The organism is Belnapia arida (assembly GCF_016773205.1).
GTDB classification, from domain to species: domain Bacteria; phylum Pseudomonadota; class Alphaproteobacteria; order Acetobacterales; family Acetobacteraceae; genus Belnapia; species Belnapia arida.
The window spans coordinates 1,193,974-1,210,829 of the sequence record NZ_JAETWB010000001.1; the positions used below are offsets into that span (position 1 = coordinate 1,193,974).

General features: G+C 69.6%; 15 protein-coding genes. All 15 read left to right on the top strand.

All coding sequences use genetic code 11. The features are described from left to right. The first annotated feature begins 33 nt into the window (after positions 1–33). On the top strand, positions 34–1,470 hold the full coding sequence (locus tag JMJ56_RS05885; protein ID WP_202830629.1) for a hypothetical protein: 1,437 nt from the start codon (positions 34–36) through the stop codon (positions 1,468–1,470). A gap of 71 nt (positions 1,471–1,541) precedes the next feature. Next, complete coding sequence (locus JMJ56_RS05890; protein ID WP_202830630.1) at positions 1,542–2,132, top strand: class I SAM-dependent methyltransferase; 591 nt, start codon at positions 1,542–1,544, stop codon at positions 2,130–2,132. A gap of 106 nt (positions 2,133–2,238) precedes the next feature. After that, complete coding sequence (locus JMJ56_RS05895; protein WP_202830631.1) at positions 2,239–3,072, top strand: flagellin; 834 nt, start codon at positions 2,239–2,241, stop codon at positions 3,070–3,072. A gap of 73 nt (positions 3,073–3,145) precedes the next feature. Then, a complete protein-coding gene (locus tag JMJ56_RS05900; protein WP_202830632.1) occupies positions 3,146–3,499 on the top strand; it encodes a flagellar biosynthesis regulator FlaF in 354 nt (117 codons plus the stop codon). Between the two features lie 11 nt (positions 3,500–3,510). Further along, positions 3,511–4,950: a methyltransferase domain-containing protein gene (locus JMJ56_RS05905; protein ID WP_202830633.1), complete on the top strand. Its 1,440-nt coding sequence runs from the start codon at positions 3,511–3,513 to the stop codon at positions 4,948–4,950. Next, the gene (locus JMJ56_RS05910) at positions 4,950–7,190 is read left to right on the top strand and encodes a tetratricopeptide repeat protein (protein WP_202830634.1); all 2,241 of its coding nucleotides are present in this window, start codon (positions 4,950–4,952) and stop codon (positions 7,188–7,190) included. Before JMJ56_RS05905 ends, JMJ56_RS05910 begins: the two co-directional genes overlap by 1 nt. A gap of 135 nt (positions 7,191–7,325) precedes the next feature. Further along, a complete protein-coding gene (gene egtB, locus JMJ56_RS05915; protein WP_202830635.1) occupies positions 7,326–8,516 on the top strand; it encodes an ergothioneine biosynthesis protein EgtB in 1,191 nt (396 codons plus the stop codon). Continuing rightward, entirely contained in the window at positions 8,513–9,463 is a 951-nt protein-coding gene (egtD, locus tag JMJ56_RS05920; RefSeq protein ID WP_202830636.1) for an L-histidine N(alpha)-methyltransferase, read from the top strand. The genes egtB and egtD overlap by 4 nt, the downstream gene beginning before the upstream one ends. Continuing rightward, on the top strand, positions 9,445–10,191 hold the full coding sequence (locus JMJ56_RS05925; RefSeq protein ID WP_202830637.1) for a glycerophosphodiester phosphodiesterase family protein: 747 nt from the start codon (positions 9,445–9,447) through the stop codon (positions 10,189–10,191). Before egtD ends, JMJ56_RS05925 begins: the two co-directional genes overlap by 19 nt. 127 nt (positions 10,192–10,318) lie before the next feature. Further along, positions 10,319–11,095, top strand: a complete 777-nt coding sequence (locus JMJ56_RS05930) for an ABC transporter ATP-binding protein (RefSeq protein ID WP_202830638.1) — start codon at positions 10,319–10,321, stop codon at positions 11,093–11,095. Further along, positions 11,088–11,828: an ABC transporter ATP-binding protein gene (locus JMJ56_RS05935; protein WP_202830639.1), complete on the top strand. Its 741-nt coding sequence runs from the start codon at positions 11,088–11,090 to the stop codon at positions 11,826–11,828. The genes JMJ56_RS05930 and JMJ56_RS05935 overlap by 8 nt, the downstream gene beginning before the upstream one ends. Before the next feature lie 25 nt (positions 11,829–11,853). Further along, positions 11,854–13,077, top strand: a complete 1,224-nt coding sequence (locus JMJ56_RS05940) for an ABC transporter substrate-binding protein (protein ID WP_202830640.1) — start codon at positions 11,854–11,856, stop codon at positions 13,075–13,077. 63 nt (positions 13,078–13,140) lie between these two features. Next, positions 13,141–14,370 carry an ABC transporter substrate-binding protein gene (locus JMJ56_RS05945; RefSeq protein ID WP_202830641.1) on the top strand — a complete coding sequence of 410 codons (1,230 nt, stop codon included), beginning with the start codon at positions 13,141–13,143 and terminating at the stop codon, positions 14,368–14,370. A 20-nt stretch (positions 14,371–14,390) separates the two neighbouring features. Beyond that, positions 14,391–15,620 (top strand): ABC transporter substrate-binding protein, encoded by a 1,230-nt coding sequence (locus JMJ56_RS05950; RefSeq protein ID WP_202830642.1) that lies wholly within the window; start codon positions 14,391–14,393, stop codon positions 15,618–15,620. A gap of 5 nt (positions 15,621–15,625) precedes the next feature. Then, positions 15,626–16,849: an ABC transporter substrate-binding protein gene (locus tag JMJ56_RS05955; RefSeq protein ID WP_202830643.1), complete on the top strand. Its 1,224-nt coding sequence runs from the start codon at positions 15,626–15,628 to the stop codon at positions 16,847–16,849. The last annotated feature ends 7 nt before the right edge of the window (positions 16,850–16,856 follow it).

Here is a 16,856-nt window from a genome sequence, read left to right on the forward strand (position 1 = left end):
GGCCTGAATTGGATACATCGTGAGGTTATTGCATTGCAGTTGAATGTCCTGTTCCGCGGCCAGTCCAATGCCCAGCTCATGGGCGACTACAATGGCGGCGCCCAGGCGATGGTACACCGGGTCGAGGAGTTACTCGGCTTCGATGGCGTCACCGATGAAGTCAAACTTGAATATTCCAGCAACGGCCGCAACGGGAATACCGTCTTCAGCGGCACTTCCCTGCTTGGCGACTGGCTGAAGCCCGGCACGGATGGCGAGGGCTGGGCCACCGGCAGGCTCGAACAAAGGCTGCTCGACTTTGTCGGCCACTTGCCTGCGGCGCAAAAGGCGGAGCCGACCGCCGTCGTCTGGTTCCACAGCGAGTATGACAGTCGCGACGCCCATCTGAGCCCGGCCGAGTGGGAGAGTGCTGTCCGCGGCGAGGCCGCGGCGCTGCGCGCCGCCTATGGGCAGGATGCCGCGGCGCTGCCCTACCACTTCGTCAGCGCCATTCCCTATTCCGACGGGAGCGATGCCGGACACCAGGCGATTCGCATCGGCATGGAGGAATTGGCGGCCGACCCGGCCTTCAACGCCCGCATCGGCGCCCGCGCGCTGGATACGGATATGAGCTTTAACAACCTTGATGCGGATTGGAGGACGCGCGACTATGGCGGGCCGCACCAGTCCAACTCGGACGGGATGCAGACTGGCGAGCGCCTCGCCCTCTCCCTCGCCCAGGACTGGGCCGAGTACGCCAAGCCCGGCTCGCCGGTGGCGCTGGCCGGCGGCCAGGTGGACGATCTCGGGCCGCAAGTGGTGCAGGCGAGCCGCGTCGGCGACCGCCAGCTCGCCCTGACCGTCGCGCATGATGCCGCGCACAGCCTTGCTCCGCTTGACGCGGATGCCGCGCGCGGCACGGGCTGGGCCGCGATCGGCGATGCGGCGGGGGCGAAGATCGAGGCCAGTGCGGCGACGGTGACCGGCCCCGGCACGCTGCTGCTTGAATTCGCCGCGCCGGTGCCGGCCGATGCGCGGCTGTTCTACGGCCATGGCAATGGGCGCCTCGCCGGCGCCGATGGCAGCGGCCGTGGCAATGCCGTCTATGACGACCAGGGCATGCCGGTCTGGATCGGCGCGCATGGGCTCGTCGTGGACGGCACGATTCATGCGCCGGCCACCGCCTCGGCGGGCCTGCAAGGCGGCGATGGCGCGGATGTCTTCAGCCTCGGCGCGGGAAGCGGTGGCGGTATCTTCACCGGCGGCGCCGGGGCGGACCAATGGGTGGTCGCAGCCGGCGCCGGCGGTGCGACAGTCGCGGACTTCGCCTCTGGCCTCGACCACCTGGTCTTCACCGGAATCGCGGCCGAGAGCCTGGTCACCACGCCGACTGCAGCGGGCGGCCTCGCCATCACCTTCGATGCCGCCGGCCACAGCCTCACCCTGCCAAGCATCGCTGCGTTGGCGCCGGGCGACGTTGTCTTCGCCTGAGCCCGGCGATCTTCGTGCTTCGCTAACCTTCGCGGGGTGAAACTGCCGGCGCCCCAGAACGGAGCCGCCGCGTGAACGCCATCTCCGAGGGCCTGCACCCCGCCATGACCGCGGCGGAGCAGGCCCTGCTCGCCGCCGCGGTCGCGGGCCGATGCGCTGGCCTGGAGTTCGGCTGCGGCGGCAGCACCCGCCTCCTGCTCGCCGCCGGTCTGCCCCGCCTGCTGTCCGTCGACAGCGACCGCGCCTGGCTGGAGCGCGTCGCCGCCGCCAATGGGCCCGCCATGGCAACGGGGCGGCTTCGGCTGCTGCATGTCGATATCGGCCCGACCGGTCCTTGGGGCTACCCGGCCGAGCCCGCCAGCCTGCCGCGCTGGCCGGCCTATTGGCGCGACCCCTGGGAGGCCGCCGGCGAGGTCGATGCCGTGCTGGTCGATGGCCGCTTCCGTGTGGCCTGCGCCCTCGCCGGCCTGCCGCGGCTCGCGCCCGGCGCAGTGGTGATCGTCCATGATTTCTGGAGCCGCGCCGCCTACCGCGCGCCGCTGCTCCGGCATTTCAGCCTGGACGGCAGCGCCGGGACCCTTGCCCTGCTGCGGCCGAAGCCCGGGCTGGACCCGGCGATGCTCGCCATCGACATCGCCGCCCATGCCTTCGAGCCGGGATGAGGCACGCAATTTCCGCGCGGCGCCTTAACCGGGTCTTCATTCCCGGGGCGGAGACTGCTCGCATGGTCCCGGACGAACCGGGCCAGCGACCAGAGGGAAAACCCAAATGCCGCTGAATTCGGTCATCACCAATACCGGCGCCCAGGTGGCGCTGGCCTCATTCAACAAAACCGCGGAAGCGCTCACCGTCACGCAGAAGCGCATCTCCACCGGCTACCGAGTGGCCGATGCCAAGGATGACGGCGCCGCCTATGCCGTCGCCGAGCGCGTGCGCGGCGAGGTCGCGGCCAACACCTCGGCCAACGAGCAGCTCGGCGGCGCCAAGGGGCTGATCGACGTCACCTCGGCCAGCCTGCAGAACGTCTCCACGACGCTGCAGAAGCTGCAAACGGTGGCGGTGAAGCTGGCCGACGGCACCATCTCCGGCGAGCAGCGTACGCAGTACCAGGCGCAGGCGAAGGAGCTGACGAACAACATCCAGTCCTTCATCAAGGACGCGACATACAACGGCACCAACGTGTTGAACGACCCGATGAACCTCGCCAACCAGGTGGTACGAAACGGCGCGGGCGATACCTATACCTTCAGCGGCTACAAGGCGACGACCAACATCTTCAACACCGTCTCGGCGGCGAATACCTGGACGCGGGGCGATGCCTCCGCCGCGCTGACCAAGACCGGCGCGATCTCGAAGGCCATCACCAACACGCTCAGCCAGATGAACAATTTCGGCAGTTACTCCAACTTCGTCGACAGCCAGATCAACTACAACAAGTCGAAGATCGACGCGCAGCAGACCGGCATCGGCGCGCTGGTCGACGCCGACCTGGCCAAGGAGTCGGCCACGCTGCAATCGCTCCAGATCCGCCAGCAGCTCGGCACCCAGGCGCTGTCGATTGCCAACCAGGCGCCGCAGATGCTGCTGAGCCTGTTCCGCTGACGCGAGGGCCGAGGCCGGCAGGAGGCCGGCCCCAGGCTGAGGCGGCGCGCCCCTCCAGGAAGGAATGCTGCGCATGTTCCCCGATTCCGAGACCGAAACCCAGGCCCATCGCGGCGCTGCCGCCTATCGCCGCCGGCTGTCGTCGCGGCAGATGGAAGCCGAGGTCTTTGCCCGCGCCAACCGCGCCATCCGCGAGAGCCGTGACGGCGGCCCGCTCGCCCGTGCCCGCGCCGTTGCCGATAACCGCCGTCTCTGGGACGCCGTGCAGGCCGCGGTGATCGACCCGAGCAATGCCCTGCCGACCGAGTTGCGCGCCAGCATCGCCGGTGTCGCCATGGCGGTGCTGCGCGAATGCGGCACGGAGGAGCCCGATCTCGACTTCGTCGCCGAGATGAACGACCACTTCGCCGCCGCGCTCTGGCGCTGAGGGAGGATGTGATGAGCGTCGTCGCCACGCCCGATGCGCTGCTTGGCGCTCGCCTCCATGCCGGCGCCCGCCAGCTGCTGCAGGACCGTCGGCCAGCGGAAGCGTTGCCGATGCTCGGCCGGCTCGCCCGCCTGCCCGGCCTTGCCCCTGCCGCCGCGCTGATGCAGGCCGAGGCGTTCGCCGCGCTGGAACGGCTGCCGGAAGCCGAGGCGGCAGCCGACCTGGCCCTCGCCGCGGACCCCGAATGGTCTGCCGCCCGCCAGGTCCGCGCCCGCATCCGCCTCGCCCGGGGTCAGGTGAAGGGCGGCATCGACGACGCCGCCGCGGCGGTGATGGCGACGCCCTGGGATCCCGCGGCCAAGGCCCTGCTCGGCGCCGCCTTGCTTGAAGGCCGCTGCTTCGACGAGGCGATCTGGTTCCTCGGCGAGGCGGTGCGCGCTGCGCCCGCCGATATCGGCCTGCGTGCCCGCTTCGGCCAGGCCTTCATGCTGGCGGGACGGCATGAGGCGGCCGCCGAGCAATTCGCCCTATGCCGCAGCCAGGCGCCGGACCGGCCGCGCTTCGTCGCCCTGGAGGCGCAGAACGCGTTGCTCGCGGGGGATGGCGCCGCTGCCATCTCCCTGGCCGAGGCCGGCCTCGCCGCCGGCATCCCGGATGCCTCGCTGCACAGCATCCTCGCCCATGCGCTGGTCGCCGCCGGCCGCGTGGCGGATGCGGCGCCGCACTTCACCGCGGCCGCGCGGCTCTCGCCCGGCAATGGCTATCTCGCCCATCTCGCCGCCGCGGCGGCAGGGGAGGGGACGGAGCGGGCAACGGAGAGCTATGTCGCCGCGCTCTTCGACGGCTATGCGCCGCGCTTCGAACAGTCGCTCATCGGCCTCGGGTACCGCGTGCCGGGCCTGGTGCGGCGGATGGTGGAGCGGCACTGGCCCGCCATCGCCGCCGGCGAGGCAAAGCTTGGCCCGGTGCTCGATCTCGGTTGCGGCACGGGCCTCGTCGGCGTGGCGCTGGCGGATTTGCTGGGCGGGCCGCTGACCGGCATCGACCTCTCGCGCGGCATGCTGGAGCAGGCCGCGGCCAAGCATCTCTATGCCGGGCTGCGCCAGGCCGACATCGCCGCCGCGCTGCGTGAAGGCCTGCCGCCCCAGGCGTTAATCGTCGCCGCGGATGTCTTCATCTATCTCGGCCGGCTGGAGGAGGTGCTGCGCCTTTGCGGCAAGACCCTGGCGCCGGACGGCGCGCTGCTCTTCAGCCTGGAGCGGCTGGCAGCGGGAGAGGGGTCCTGGCGGCTCGGCCCCTCAGGCCGCTACGCCCATGCGCCCGACTATGTCGCCCGCTGCCTTGCCGAGGCCGGGCTCGCCGTGATCGAGCAGCGCGAGGAGGCACTGCGTCTCGAGACCGACCATGCGGTCGAGGGCATGCTGATCCTCGCCCGGCGGATGCCGTGCTGATGAGCGCGCTCGCCTATCATGCCGGGCTGGAAGCGTTACGGGCCGGCAGGACGGAGGCGGCGCTCGGGCCGCTGACGGCCGCGCTCGACGATCCGGTGCAGGGGGCCTGGGCCCGACTTAATCTCGGTCTTGCGCTGCATGCACTCGGCCGCCTTGCCGAGGCGGAGCCGCATCTGCGAGCGGCCATGACGGCGCTGCCAGAGCAGGCGGAGCCGGCCTTCCGCCTCGGCACCATCTCCGGGCTGCGTGGCGAGACCGCCGACGCCCTGGCCCTGTTCCGCATCGCCCTGGCCCGCGACCCGCGCCACGTGCCGGCCCATGCCGCCCTTGCGGGCCTGGTCGATGATCCGGTGGAGGCCCGCGCGCTGCTCACCGCGGCTCGTCGGATCGATGCGGAGGAGCCGGAACTCGTCCTGGCGGTGGCTCGCCTGGATCTTGCCGAAGGCCAGGCGGAGGCTGCGGCCATGGGGGCCGCCATGGTGCTCGCAGCCAGTCCGGGCCATGCGGCCGCGGCCCGCCTCTTCGCCGAGGCCGGCATTGCCGCGTGGGGTGCCGAGGTGGCACTCGCCGAGATCGGTGCCAGCGCGGAGGCGGAGCCCTTCGCCGCAGGCTGGCCTCTCGCTGCGGCCTGCGTGCATGAGGCCGATGGCCGGCCCGGTGCGGCCCTCGCCGAACTGCGCACTGCCCAGCTCCTGGCGCCGGCCTCGCCGGAGATTCTCGCCGCTCTGGCCCATGCCTTGGCCGATGCCGGGCTGACGACGGAAGCGGAGGTGACGCTCCGCGCCGCGATCACGGCGCGGCCCGCCGATCTCGACCTCCGCAACCGGCTGGCAACGGTGCTGTGGAAGGCCAACCGCCTCTCCGCCATGCTCGATATCCTGGCAGCCGCCATCGCCGATTTCGGGCCGCACCCCACCCTGTTGCAGAACCAAGCCCTGGCATTCAACACCATCGGCGAGCAGGAGGCGGCGCTTGCTGCCGCCGATGCCTCGCTGGTTGGGGGAGGTGTGGCTGCGCTGGTCAACCGGATGGCCGTGTTGCCCTATCACCCCGTTGCGGGCACCGCCGCCAACCTGCGCGCCGCGGCCGAAGCGATTAGCGCTGCGCTGCCGCCCGTGGCACGGGTCGCCACACGGCACCGGCCGCGCGGCGGGCGGCTCCGGCTTGGGCTGCTGTCGGGCGGCCTCGGCCAACATCCGGTCGGATGGCTGACGCTGGCCGGGCTGGAGGCGCTGCCGGAGCGCGAGTTCGAGCTGACGGCCTATTCGCTCAAGCCGCGGGCGGACCCGCTCGCCGCCCGCTTCCGCGCGCGCTGCGCCCGCTGGCGCGAGGTTGGCGCGCTGGAGGATGCCGCCATCGCTGCGCAGATCGCCGAGGACGGTATCGACATTCTCATCGAGCTTGGCGGCTATGGCGAGGGTGGCCGGCCCTTCGTGCTGCAGCACCGCCCGGCGCCGGTGCAGGTGAAGTGGGTCGGCGCGCAATTCTCGACGCTTGGCCTCGATGGCTGCGACTGGATGCTAACCGATCGCTGGGAGACGCCGCCTGGCTTCGAACCCCACTACACCGAGCGCCTGCTGCGCCTGCCGGACGGCTATGTCTGCTACCTGCCGCCGCCCTATGCCCCGCCGGTGGCGGCCTCGCCGGCGCTCGACCACGGCGCCGTCACCTTCGGCTGCTTCAACAACCTGGCCAAGCTGACGGTGCCGGTGCTCGCAGCCTGGGCGCGCATCCTCACCGCGCTGCCGAAGGCGCGGCTGGTGCTGCGTACCCATAGCCTCAGCGAGCCTGAGACGCGGGCGCGCACTGGCGCGCGGCTCGCCGCGGGCGGGCTGCCGATGGCGCGGGTTGCGCTGGAAGGCGGCATGCCTCATCGCGACCTCATGGCGGCCTATGGCGGAATCGACATCGCGCTCGACCCCTTTCCCTATACCGGAGGATTGACGGTGTGCGAGGCGCTGTGGATGGGCGTTCCCGTTCTCGCCAGGGCGGGGGACAGCTTCTGCGCCCGGCATGCGCTCAGCCACTTGAGCAATGTGGGTCTCGCAGACTGGGCGGTGGCGGATGCGGAGGAATATGTGACGCAGGCGATCGTCCGGGCGCGGGATCTGCCGGCGCTCGCCGCGCTGCGGGCGGGGATGCGCGAGCGGGTCGCCGCCTCGCCGCTCACCGATGCGCCGCGCTTCGCCCGCGGCCTCGCTGCCGCTTTGCGCTGGGCCTGGGAGGAGGGCGCTCGATAAAACGTCATGGAGGACGGTTAGGCTTCTGGTAACCTTCGGCCGGGCAGGCGCGAAGCGAGCCCCATCTCAGCGGAACCGTCGGCCCCTTTGGGCCGTTCCGGCTGCGTCTCGCGGGATAAGGAAGCAGGAACGCCGATGACCCTCCTCGATACCCGCGCCTCCGCCCTGGCCGACCGCTACGCTGCCATCCGTGACCATACCGAGATGCTCGCCGCGCCGCTCTCGCCTGAGGACCAGACCATTCAATCCATGCCGGATGCCAGCCCGGCCAAGTGGCACCGGGCGCATGTCACCTGGTTCTTCGAGACCTTCCTGCTGCTGCCGCATCTGCCGGGCTATCGTCGCTTCCGCGAGGAGTTCGCCTTCCTCTTCAACTCCTACTACGAGGCCGCCGGCCCGCGTCATGCCCGACCGAAGCGCGGGATGCTGACGCGGCCCTCTGCCTCGGAGGTCGGCGCCTATCGCGCCCATGTCGATGCCGCCATGGCTCGGCTGCTGGAGAAGGCGCCGGCCGAAACCCTGCCGCTGGTCGAGCTTGGCCTGCAGCACGAGCAGCAGCATCAGGAGTTGCTGCTGACCGACATCCTGCACGCTCTGTCGCAGAACCCGCTGCTGCCAGCCTATGACACGGGCTGGCGGGAGCCCGCCGCCGCTTCCGGCCCGGCCCGCATGCTCGACGGGCCGGACGGCATCCGTGAGATCGGCAGCGCCGGCGGGGGCTTCGCTTTCGATAACGAGGCGCCGCGCCACAAGGTCTGGCTCGATCCCTACCGCATCGCCGACCGGTTGGTGACCAATGGTGAGTGGCTGGATTTCATGGCCGATGGCGGCTACCGCACCGCGACGCTCTGGATGAGCGAGGGCTGGGCCCGGGCTCAGGCCGAGGCGTGGCAGGCACCCTTCTACTGGCACCGCCGGGAGGGCGGGTGGAGCCAGTTCACCCTCGCCGGACTTCATCCGATCGATCCTGCCGCCCCGGTTCGCCACATCTGCTGGTACGAGGCGGAGGCTTATGCCCGCTGGGCCGGCCGCCGCCTGCCGACCGAGGCGGAATGGGAGGCAGCCTGTGGCCTGCCGGGCCTGCAACAGGCCGCCGACACTGCCTGGCAGTGGACCGGCAGCGCCTATCGTCCCTATCCGGGCTTCCGTCCCTGGGAGGGCGCGGTCGGCGAGTACAACGGCAAGTTCATGATCGGCCAGATGGTGCTGCGCGGTGGCTCCCTCGCCACGCCGCCGGGCCATGCGAGGCCCAATTACCGCAATTTCTTCCCGCCCGATGCGCGATGGCAGTTCACTGGCCTGCGCCTGGCGGAGGATGCGGCGTGAGCGCCGCGATGGATGCGCCAGCTGGGCAACGCGCCGCCCTCATCGCCGATGCGCTGGCCGGCCTCACCGCCCCGCGCAAGACGCTGCCTTGCAAATGGCTCTACGACGCGGAAGGCTGCCGGCTTTTCGAAGCCATCACCCGCGTTCCGGAATACTATCCGACGCGAACCGAGGTCCGGATCCTGACCGAGGAGGCTGCCTCCATCGCCGAAGCAGTCGGGCCCGGCCGTGCCGTCGTCGAATTCGGGCCGGGCGACGGCGCCAAGGCGGCGCTGCTGCTCGCTGTCCTCAACCGGCCTGCCGCCTATGTCCCGGTCGACATCGCCCCGGAATGGCTGGAGGAGGCGGCAAGCCGGGTTGCCCTCGCGCGGCCTGGCTTGCCGGTGCTGCCGGTCGTGGCCGATTTTACCATGCCTTTCGCCTTGCCGAAGCGGCTCGGCGCCGCGCCGCGGCTCGGCTTCTTCCCCGGCTCCACCATCGGCAATTTCGAGCCAGAGGGAGCCGTTGGCTTCCTTCGGCGGGCGCGGATGACGCTGGGGGCCGGGGCACGGCTGCTGCTCGGCGCCGATCTGGTGAAGGCGCCTGCCGTGCTGGAAGCCGCCTATGACGACGCGGAGGGCGTCACGGCCGCCTTCGATCTCAACCTCCTGCACCGGCTGAACCGCGAGGCCGGTGCGGATTTCGACATCGGCGCCTTCCGTCATCGCGCCGTCTGGAACGCCGCGCTGGAGCGGATCGAGATGCATCTGGTTGCCGAGCGGGCGCAGACCGTCCGGCTCGCGGGCCGCACCATCCACTTTGCCGAGGGCGAGACCATCCATACCGAGAGCAGCCACAAATACCGCCCCGAGCGCCTCGCCGGCTTGGCCGCCTCGGCCGGCTGGCGCATAAGCCGCCACTGGACGGATGCGGAGGGGCTCTTCTCGGTATGGCTGCTGGACGCATAGGAACCCAGATCGCCAGCCATCGTGGCGGGGCGATCCTCTGGCCGGAGAACAGCCTGCTCGCCTTCCGCCGGGCCCTTGCCCTGCCGGCGGAGCAACTCGAGATCGACGTCCATCTCACCGCCGATGGCGAGGTCGCCGTTATCCATGACGCCACGCTCGACCGCACCACCGACGGTACCGGACCGGTTCGTGTCCAGTCCATGGCGGCGCTGCGCCGGCTGAGGCTCAAGGGCACGGACGGAGAGGGGGTGCCGGGCCTTGCCGAGGTCGTGGCTTTGGTGCGGGAGGCGGGGCGCATCCTCCGCCTCGAGATCAAGGCGGATGGCACGGGCCATCCCTATCCCGGACTCGTGCCGGCCTGCCTCGCGGTGCTCGATGCCGCCGGGATGCGCGACCGCACCGTGCTGATGAGCTTCGAGCCGATGACCGTGGCTGCCGCGGCCGCCGCTGGCGGCTTCCAGCGGCGCGTGCTGTTGATGGGCAGTCGGCCCTGGCACGGCATGGGGCCTGAGGGCGCGATCGCCCTCGCCCGCGCCTGCCATGCGGACGAGTTCGGCCTCACCATCGCCGACTGGGACGCGGCCTCGGTCGCCGCGTTCCGCGCTGCCGGGCTCGGGGTCAGCGCCTGGGGCACGAATGACGAGGCAAGCATACGGTGCGGCTTCGCGCTCGGGATGGATGCCATTGCCACGGACGATCCGTCGCTCGCGCTCCGGCTGCGAGGCTGATCGGGTAGCTGATAACGCGATCGGAACGGGCCGAAAGCCGCAGCCTCCCTTGCATCCGGCGCGCGGCGCGGCCATACCTAGCCGCAACGACGGCGCCATCAGGGACGCAACGGGGAGAACGATCCGGGTGACAGATTCCATCCTGGAAACCGAGGGGCTGACGAAGGAATTCCGGGGGTTCGTCGCCGTCAACGGCGTATCCCTGAAGGTCAGGCGCGGCAGCATCCATGGCCTGATCGGGCCGAACGGTGCCGGCAAGACCACCTGCTTCAACCTTCTGACCAAATTCCTCCAGCCGACCCGCGGGACGATCCGCTACGACGGCCGCGACATCACAGGCATGAAGCCCGCCGAGGTGGCGCGCCTCGGCCTGGTGCGGAGCTTCCAGATCTCGGCCGTCTTCCCGCATCTCTCGGTGCTGGAGAATGTGCGGGTGGCGCTGCAGCGGCAGCGCGGCGGCAGCTTCGACTTCTGGCGCTCCGAGGGGCTGCTGCGGCAGTTCGACGACCGAGCCATGGCGCTGCTCGAGGATGTCGGCCTCACCGGCTATGCCCGGCTGCAGGCGGGCGAGCTGCCCTATGGCCGCAAGCGTGCGCTCGAGATCGCGACGACGATGGCCATGGACCCGGCGATGATGCTGCTCGACGAGCCGACCGCCGGCATGGCGCATGAGGATGTGGACCGCATCGTAGCGCTGGTGAAGCGAGTCGCGGCCGGCCGCACCGTGCTGCTGGTCGAGCACAACCTGAAGGTCGTCTCCGGCCTGTGCGACCGCATCACCGTCCTCGCCCGCGGCAGCGTCCTCGCCGAGGGCGACTATGGCGAGGTGTCGCGCAATCCCGACGTTATCGCCGCCTATCTCGGAACCGAAGCTTCCCCGGAAGGAGCGATGGCCCATGGCTGAGACCCTGGAACGCGCCCGCCCCGGCAGCACCGGCGCGCCGCTGCTCGAAGTCCGCAAGCTCGAGGCCTGGTACGGCGAGAGCCACATCCTGCACGGCGTCGATATCGACGTGAACCCGGGCGAGGTGGTGACGCTGCTCGGCCGCAACGGCGCCGGCAAGACGACGACCTTGCGCGCGATCATGGGCCTCACCGGCCGGCGCGCGGGCAGCATCCGCTTCGAGGGGCGGGAGACGATCAACCTCCGCTCTGACATCATCGGCCGCGCCGGCATCGGCTATTGTCCCGAGGAGCGCGGCATCTTCGCCAGCCTCAACGTCACCGAGAACCTGATGTTGCCGCCCGTGGTGAAGCCGGGTGGCCTCGAGCTCGACACGATCTACAAGCTCTTCCCGAACCTGAAGGAGCGGGCGAACAGCCAGGGCACCAAGCTCTCCGGCGGCGAGCAGCAGATGCTGGCGATCGCCCGCATCCTCCGCACCGGCGCCAACCTGCTGCTGCTCGACGAGCCGACCGAAGGGCTGGCCCCGGTCATCGTGCAGCAGATCGGCGCCATGATCCGCGAGATCAAGGCGCGCGGCTTCACCGTGCTGCTGGTCGAGCAGAATTTCCGCTTTGCCCAGACCGTCGCCGACCGTCACTACGTGATGGAGCATGGCCGCGTCGTCGACATGGTCCGCAATGACGAGTTGAACGCCTCACTTGGCCGGCTGCACGAATATCTCGGTGTCTGATTTCGCTTCCAGGAGCCCGACCATCATGTCGCTTGATCGCCGCAGCCTGCTGACCGGCGCCGCCGTTGCCCCCTTCGCCCTTGCGCGGGCGGGCCACGCCCAAGGGACGCCGACGCTGAAGATCGGCGTGCTGAACGACCAGTCCGGCGTCTACCGCGACATCTCCGGCCCGACCTCGGTTGCCTGCGTCCGCCAGGCGATCCAGGATTTCGGCAGCCGCGGCTTCAATGTCGAGGTCGTCGTCGGCGACCACCAGAACAAGCCCGATGTCGGCAGCAACATCGCACGGCAATGGATGGACCGCGACGGCGTCGACGTCATCGTCGACGTGCCGAACAGCGCGGTCGGTCTCGCGGTCGCCGGCGTGGTGCGGGAGAAGAACAAGGTCTACCTCAACTCGACCTCGGCGACGGCGGACCTGACCGGCGCGCAATGCTCGCCGAACACCGTCCACTGGACCTACGACACCTACATGCTGGCCAAGTCCACCGGCGGCGCCATGGTGAAGGCGGGCGGCGACACTTGGTTCTTCCTCACGGCCGACTATGCCTTCGGTCATGCGCTGGAGCGGGACACCACCAACTTCGTCAAGTCGGCGGGCGGCCGCGTCGTCGGCGGCGTGCGGCACCCGCTGAGCAACACCGATTACTCCTCCTTCCTGGTGCAGGCGCAATCCTCGCGCGCCAAGGTCATCGGGTTGGCCAATGCGGGGACGGATACCGTCAACACGGTGAAGCAGGCGGCCGAGTTCGGCATCACCCGGCGCGGCACCAAGATCGCCGTGCTGCTGATGTTCCTGAACGACGTGCATGCGCTCGGCCTGCAGGCGGCGCAGGGGCTGGTGCTGACCGAGACCTTCTACTGGGACCTCAACGACCGCACCCGCGCCTTCACCAACCGGGTGAAGCCGCATCTGGCGGGGTCGATGCCCGCCATGTCGCATGCCGGCTGCTACAGCGCGGTGCTGCATTACCTGAAGACCGCGGCCGATATGAGCGCGGCGCAGGCGAAGCAGGACGGCGCAGGGACCGTCACCCGGATGAAGGCGATGCCGACGGATGACGACTGCTTCGGCGCAGGCCGCATCCGCGAGGACGGGCGCAAGCTGCATCCGGCTCATCTCTTCGAGGTGAAGGCGCCGGGCGAGAGCAAGGGCGCCTGGGACTACTACAAGCTGCTGCAGACGACGCCGGCGGAGGAGGCCTTCCGCCCGGTCAACGAGGGCAGCTGCCCGCTCGTCCGCAGCTAGGACAAGGACCATGGGAGACCGGGCGGCGATGCATCGCCCGGCCCCGCCAGCAGGGAGACGGACATGACGATCACGAGGAGAGGGCTGCTCGCAACCGGCGCCATGGCCGCCGCGGCGACATCGCTGCCGCGGTTGGCGCGCGCCCAGGCGGCGAATACCATCCGGATCGGCGTGTTGAACGACATGTCCGGCACCTACAAGGACAATACCGGCCCCGGCTCCGTCGCCTGCGCGCAGCAGGCGATCGCCGAATTCGGCCAGCAGGGCTTCAATGTCGAGCTGATCTTCGCCGACCACCAGAACAAGCCGGATGTCGGGGTGAACCTGGCACGGCAGTGGTACGACCAGGGCGTCGACATGATCCTCGACGTGCCGACCAGCTCGGTCGGCCTCGCGGTGAACAACGTCGCCCGCGAAAAGAACAAAGTGAACATCAACTGCGGCTCGGCGACCTCGGACCTCACCGGGGCGCAATGCGCGCCGACCATGGTCCATTGGTCCTACGACACCTACATGCTGTCGAAGTCGACCGGCGGTGCCATGGTGAAGGCGGGCGGCGATACCTGGTTCTTCATCACGGCCGACTACGCCTTCGGCCATGCGCTTGAGCGGGACACCAGCAATTTCGTCAGGGCCTCGGGCGGCCGCGTTCTCGGCGCGGTGCGGACGCCTTTCCCTTCTACGACGGACTTCTCCTCCTTCCTCGTCCAGGCGCAGAGCTCGCGGGCCAAGGTGATCGGCTTCGCCAATGCGGGGTCGGACACCATCAACTGCGTGAAGCAGGCAGCGGAGTTCGGCATCACCAAGCGCGGCACCAAGCTCGCGGCGATGCTGATGTTCATCACCGACGTGCATTCCATCGGCCTCGAGACGGGGCAGGGCTTGGTCTGCACCGAGAGCTTCTACTGGGACCTTAACGACCGCACCCGCGCCTTCACCCAGCGCGTGCTGCCGAAGATGCCCAACCTCTACCCCAACCAGATCCATGCCGGCTGCTACTCGGCGACGCTGCACTACCTGCGTGCGGTGCAGGCGATGGGCGTGGCGGCCGCCAAGGCCTCCGGCACCGAGGTGGTCAACCGGATGAAGGCGATGCCGACGGAGGACGATGCCTTCGGGGCAGGGTCCATCCGCGCCGACGGGCGGAAGATCTGCCCCTCCTACCTGCTCGAGGTGAAGTCTCCGGCGGAATCGAAGCGCCCCTGGGACTACTACAAGGTCCTGCAATCCACCCCGGCCGGCGAGGCCTTCCGCCCGTTGAACGAAGGCGGCTGCCCGCTGGTGCGTAGCTGACAAGGAAGCGAGAGAAAGCGATGACCCCGACCCGCCGCAGCCTGCTGACCGCCACGGTCGGCGCCACGCTGATGCCCGCCCTGCCGCGCCTCGGCCGGGCGCAGGCCGCCAACACCATCCGCATCGGCGTACTGAACGACCAGTCGGGCGTCTACCGCGACATCTCCGGCCCCTACGGCATCGAATGCACGAAGCAGGCGGTGCAGGAATTCGGCGACAAGGGCTTCGCCGTCGAGGTGATCTCCGCCGACCACCAGAACAAGCCCGATGTCGGCGCCAATATCGCTCGGCAGTGGTACGACCAGGGCGTCGACCTCATCATCGACGTGCCGACCTCCTCGGTCGGGCTCGCGGTCAACAACGTCGCTCGCGAGAAGAACAAGGCCTATATCAACACCGGCTCGGCGACCTCCGACCTCACCGGCGCCCAGTGCAGCCCGAACACGGTGCACTGGATGTACGACACCTACATGCTGGCGAAGTCGACCGGCGGCGCGATGGTGAAGGCGGGCGGCGACAGCTGGTTCTTCATCACCGCCGACTACGCCTTCGGCCATGCGCTGGAGCGGGATACGACGAATTTCGTCAGGGCCGCCGGCGGCAAGGTGAATGGCAGCGTCAAGTACCCGTTCCCGGCGACCTCGGACTTCTCCTCCTTCCTCGTCCAGGCCCAGGCCTCGCGGGCCAAGGTCATCGGCCTCGCCAATGCCGGCGCGGACACGGTGAACAGCATCAAGCAGGCGGCCGAGTTCGGCATCACCCGGCGCGGGGTGAAGCTGGCGGCGCTGCTGATGTTCCTGCCCGACGTGCATGCGATCGGCCTGCAGACGGCGCAGGGGCTGGTGCTGACCGAGAGCTTCTACTGGGACCTCAACGACCGCACCCGTGCGGTGACGGAGCGGCTGCGCCCGCGCCTCCGCGATGTGAAGCCGAACATGGCCTCCATCGCCAACTACTCCTGTACGCTGCACTACCTCAAGGCGGTGGCCGATATGGGCGTCGCCGCGTCCAAGGCCTCGGGCGTTGATGTCGTCAACCGGATGAAGGCGATGCCTTGCGACGACGACGCCTTCGGCCCGGGCAGCATCCGCGCGGATGGGCGCAAGCTCTGCCCCTCCTACCTGTTCGAGGTGAAGTCGCCGGCCGAGAGCAAGGCGCCGTGGGACTACTACAAGCTGCTCCAGACCACCCCGGCCGAGGAAGCCTTCCGCCCGATGAACGAGGGTGGTTGCTCCCTCGTGCGGAGCTAAGGGCGATGCCGCTGCACCGCCGCGACGTGTTGCTGGCCGGCAGCGGCCTCGCCTTGGCCGGCGGCCGGGCGAGGGCGCAGGGGGGGGCCTTGCGCCTCGGCGTCCTCACCGACATGTCCGGCCCCTACCGCGACCTGACGGGCCCCGGCAGCTTCGCCGGCGCCCGGCAGGCGGCGGAGGAGTTTTCGGCGGCGACCGGCATGGCGGTCGAGGTGATCGTCGGCGACCACCAGAACAAGCCGGATGTCGGCGCCAACATCGCCCGGCAGTGGTTCGACCGCGAGGGCGTCGAGGCGATCGTCGACCTGCCGAACAGCGCCGTGGCGCTGGCCGTCTCCGGCATCGCGCGGGAGAAGAACAAGGTGGTGCTCGGCTCGGGCGTCGGCTCCACCGTCTTCACCGGAGCGCAATGCAGTCCGAACAGCATCCAGTTCACTTACGACACCTACATGCTCGCCAAGGGCACCGGCGATGCGCTGGTGAAGCAGGGCGCCGATAGCTGGTTCTTCATCACGGCCGACTACGCCTTCGGCCATGCGCTGCAGGCCGATACCTCGCGCTTCGTCGAGGCGGCGGGCGGCAAGGTGCTCGGCGCCGCGCGCTACCCTTTCCCGGCGACGACGGATTTCTCCTCCTTCCTGCTCCAGGCGCAGTCCTCGCGCGCCAAGGTCATCGGCCTCGCCAATGCCGGGGCGGACCTCATCAACTGCATCAAGCAGGCACGGGAATTCGGCCTGCTGCGGAGCGGGGTGAAGCTTGCCTGCCTGCTGATGACGGTCGTCGACAGCATCGCCCTCGGCCTGCCCGAGGCGCAGGGGCTGCTGATGACGGAGAGCTTCTACTGGGACCTCAACGACCGCACTCGCGCCTTCGCCGAGCGGGTGAAGGGCAAGCGGCAGGGCGCCGTGGTCCATGCTTCCTGCGCCGGCTGCTACGGCGTCACGCTGCATTACCTGAAGGCGGTGAAGGATCTTGGCCTGGAGCGCGCCCGCGCCTCGGGCCTCGAGGTCGTCAACCGCATGAAGGCGATGCCGACCGATGACGACGCCTTCGGGCCGGGGCGCATCCGCGAGGATGGACGCAAGCTGACGCCCGGCTATCTTTTCCAGGTGAAGTCCCCGGCCGAGAGCCGTGGCCCCTTCGACGTGCATAAACTGGTCGCCACCACCCCGGCCGAGGAGGCCGCCCGCCCGCTCGCCGAAGGCGGCTGCCCCTTCGTTCGAACTTAAGGACTCC

Excerpts from the sequence above, each read along its gene's own strand:
- JMJ56_RS05935 (WP_202830639.1), top strand. The coding sequence starts at position 11,088 with ATGGCTGAGACCCTGGAACGCGCCCGCCCCGGCAGCACCGGCGCGCCG.
- JMJ56_RS05950 (WP_202830642.1), top strand. The coding sequence starts at position 14,391 with ATGACCCCGACCCGCCGCAGCCTGCTGACCGCCACGGTCGGCGCCACG.
- JMJ56_RS05910 (WP_202830634.1), top strand. The coding sequence starts at position 4,950 with ATGAGCGCGCTCGCCTATCATGCCGGGCTGGAAGCGTTACGGGCCGGC.
- JMJ56_RS05940 (WP_202830640.1), top strand. The coding sequence starts at position 11,854 with ATGTCGCTTGATCGCCGCAGCCTGCTGACCGGCGCCGCCGTTGCCCCC.
- egtB (WP_202830635.1), top strand. The coding sequence starts at position 7,326 with ATGACCCTCCTCGATACCCGCGCCTCCGCCCTGGCCGACCGCTACGCT.
- JMJ56_RS05945 (WP_202830641.1), top strand. The coding sequence starts at position 13,141 with ATGACGATCACGAGGAGAGGGCTGCTCGCAACCGGCGCCATGGCCGCC.
- JMJ56_RS05900 (WP_202830632.1), top strand. The coding sequence starts at position 3,146 with ATGTTCCCCGATTCCGAGACCGAAACCCAGGCCCATCGCGGCGCTGCC.
- JMJ56_RS05905 (WP_202830633.1), top strand. The coding sequence starts at position 3,511 with ATGAGCGTCGTCGCCACGCCCGATGCGCTGCTTGGCGCTCGCCTCCAT.
- JMJ56_RS05895 (WP_202830631.1), top strand. The coding sequence starts at position 2,239 with ATGCCGCTGAATTCGGTCATCACCAATACCGGCGCCCAGGTGGCGCTG.
- JMJ56_RS05925 (WP_202830637.1), top strand. The coding sequence starts at position 9,445 with ATGGCTGCTGGACGCATAGGAACCCAGATCGCCAGCCATCGTGGCGGG.
- JMJ56_RS05955 (WP_202830643.1), top strand. The coding sequence starts at position 15,626 with ATGCCGCTGCACCGCCGCGACGTGTTGCTGGCCGGCAGCGGCCTCGCC.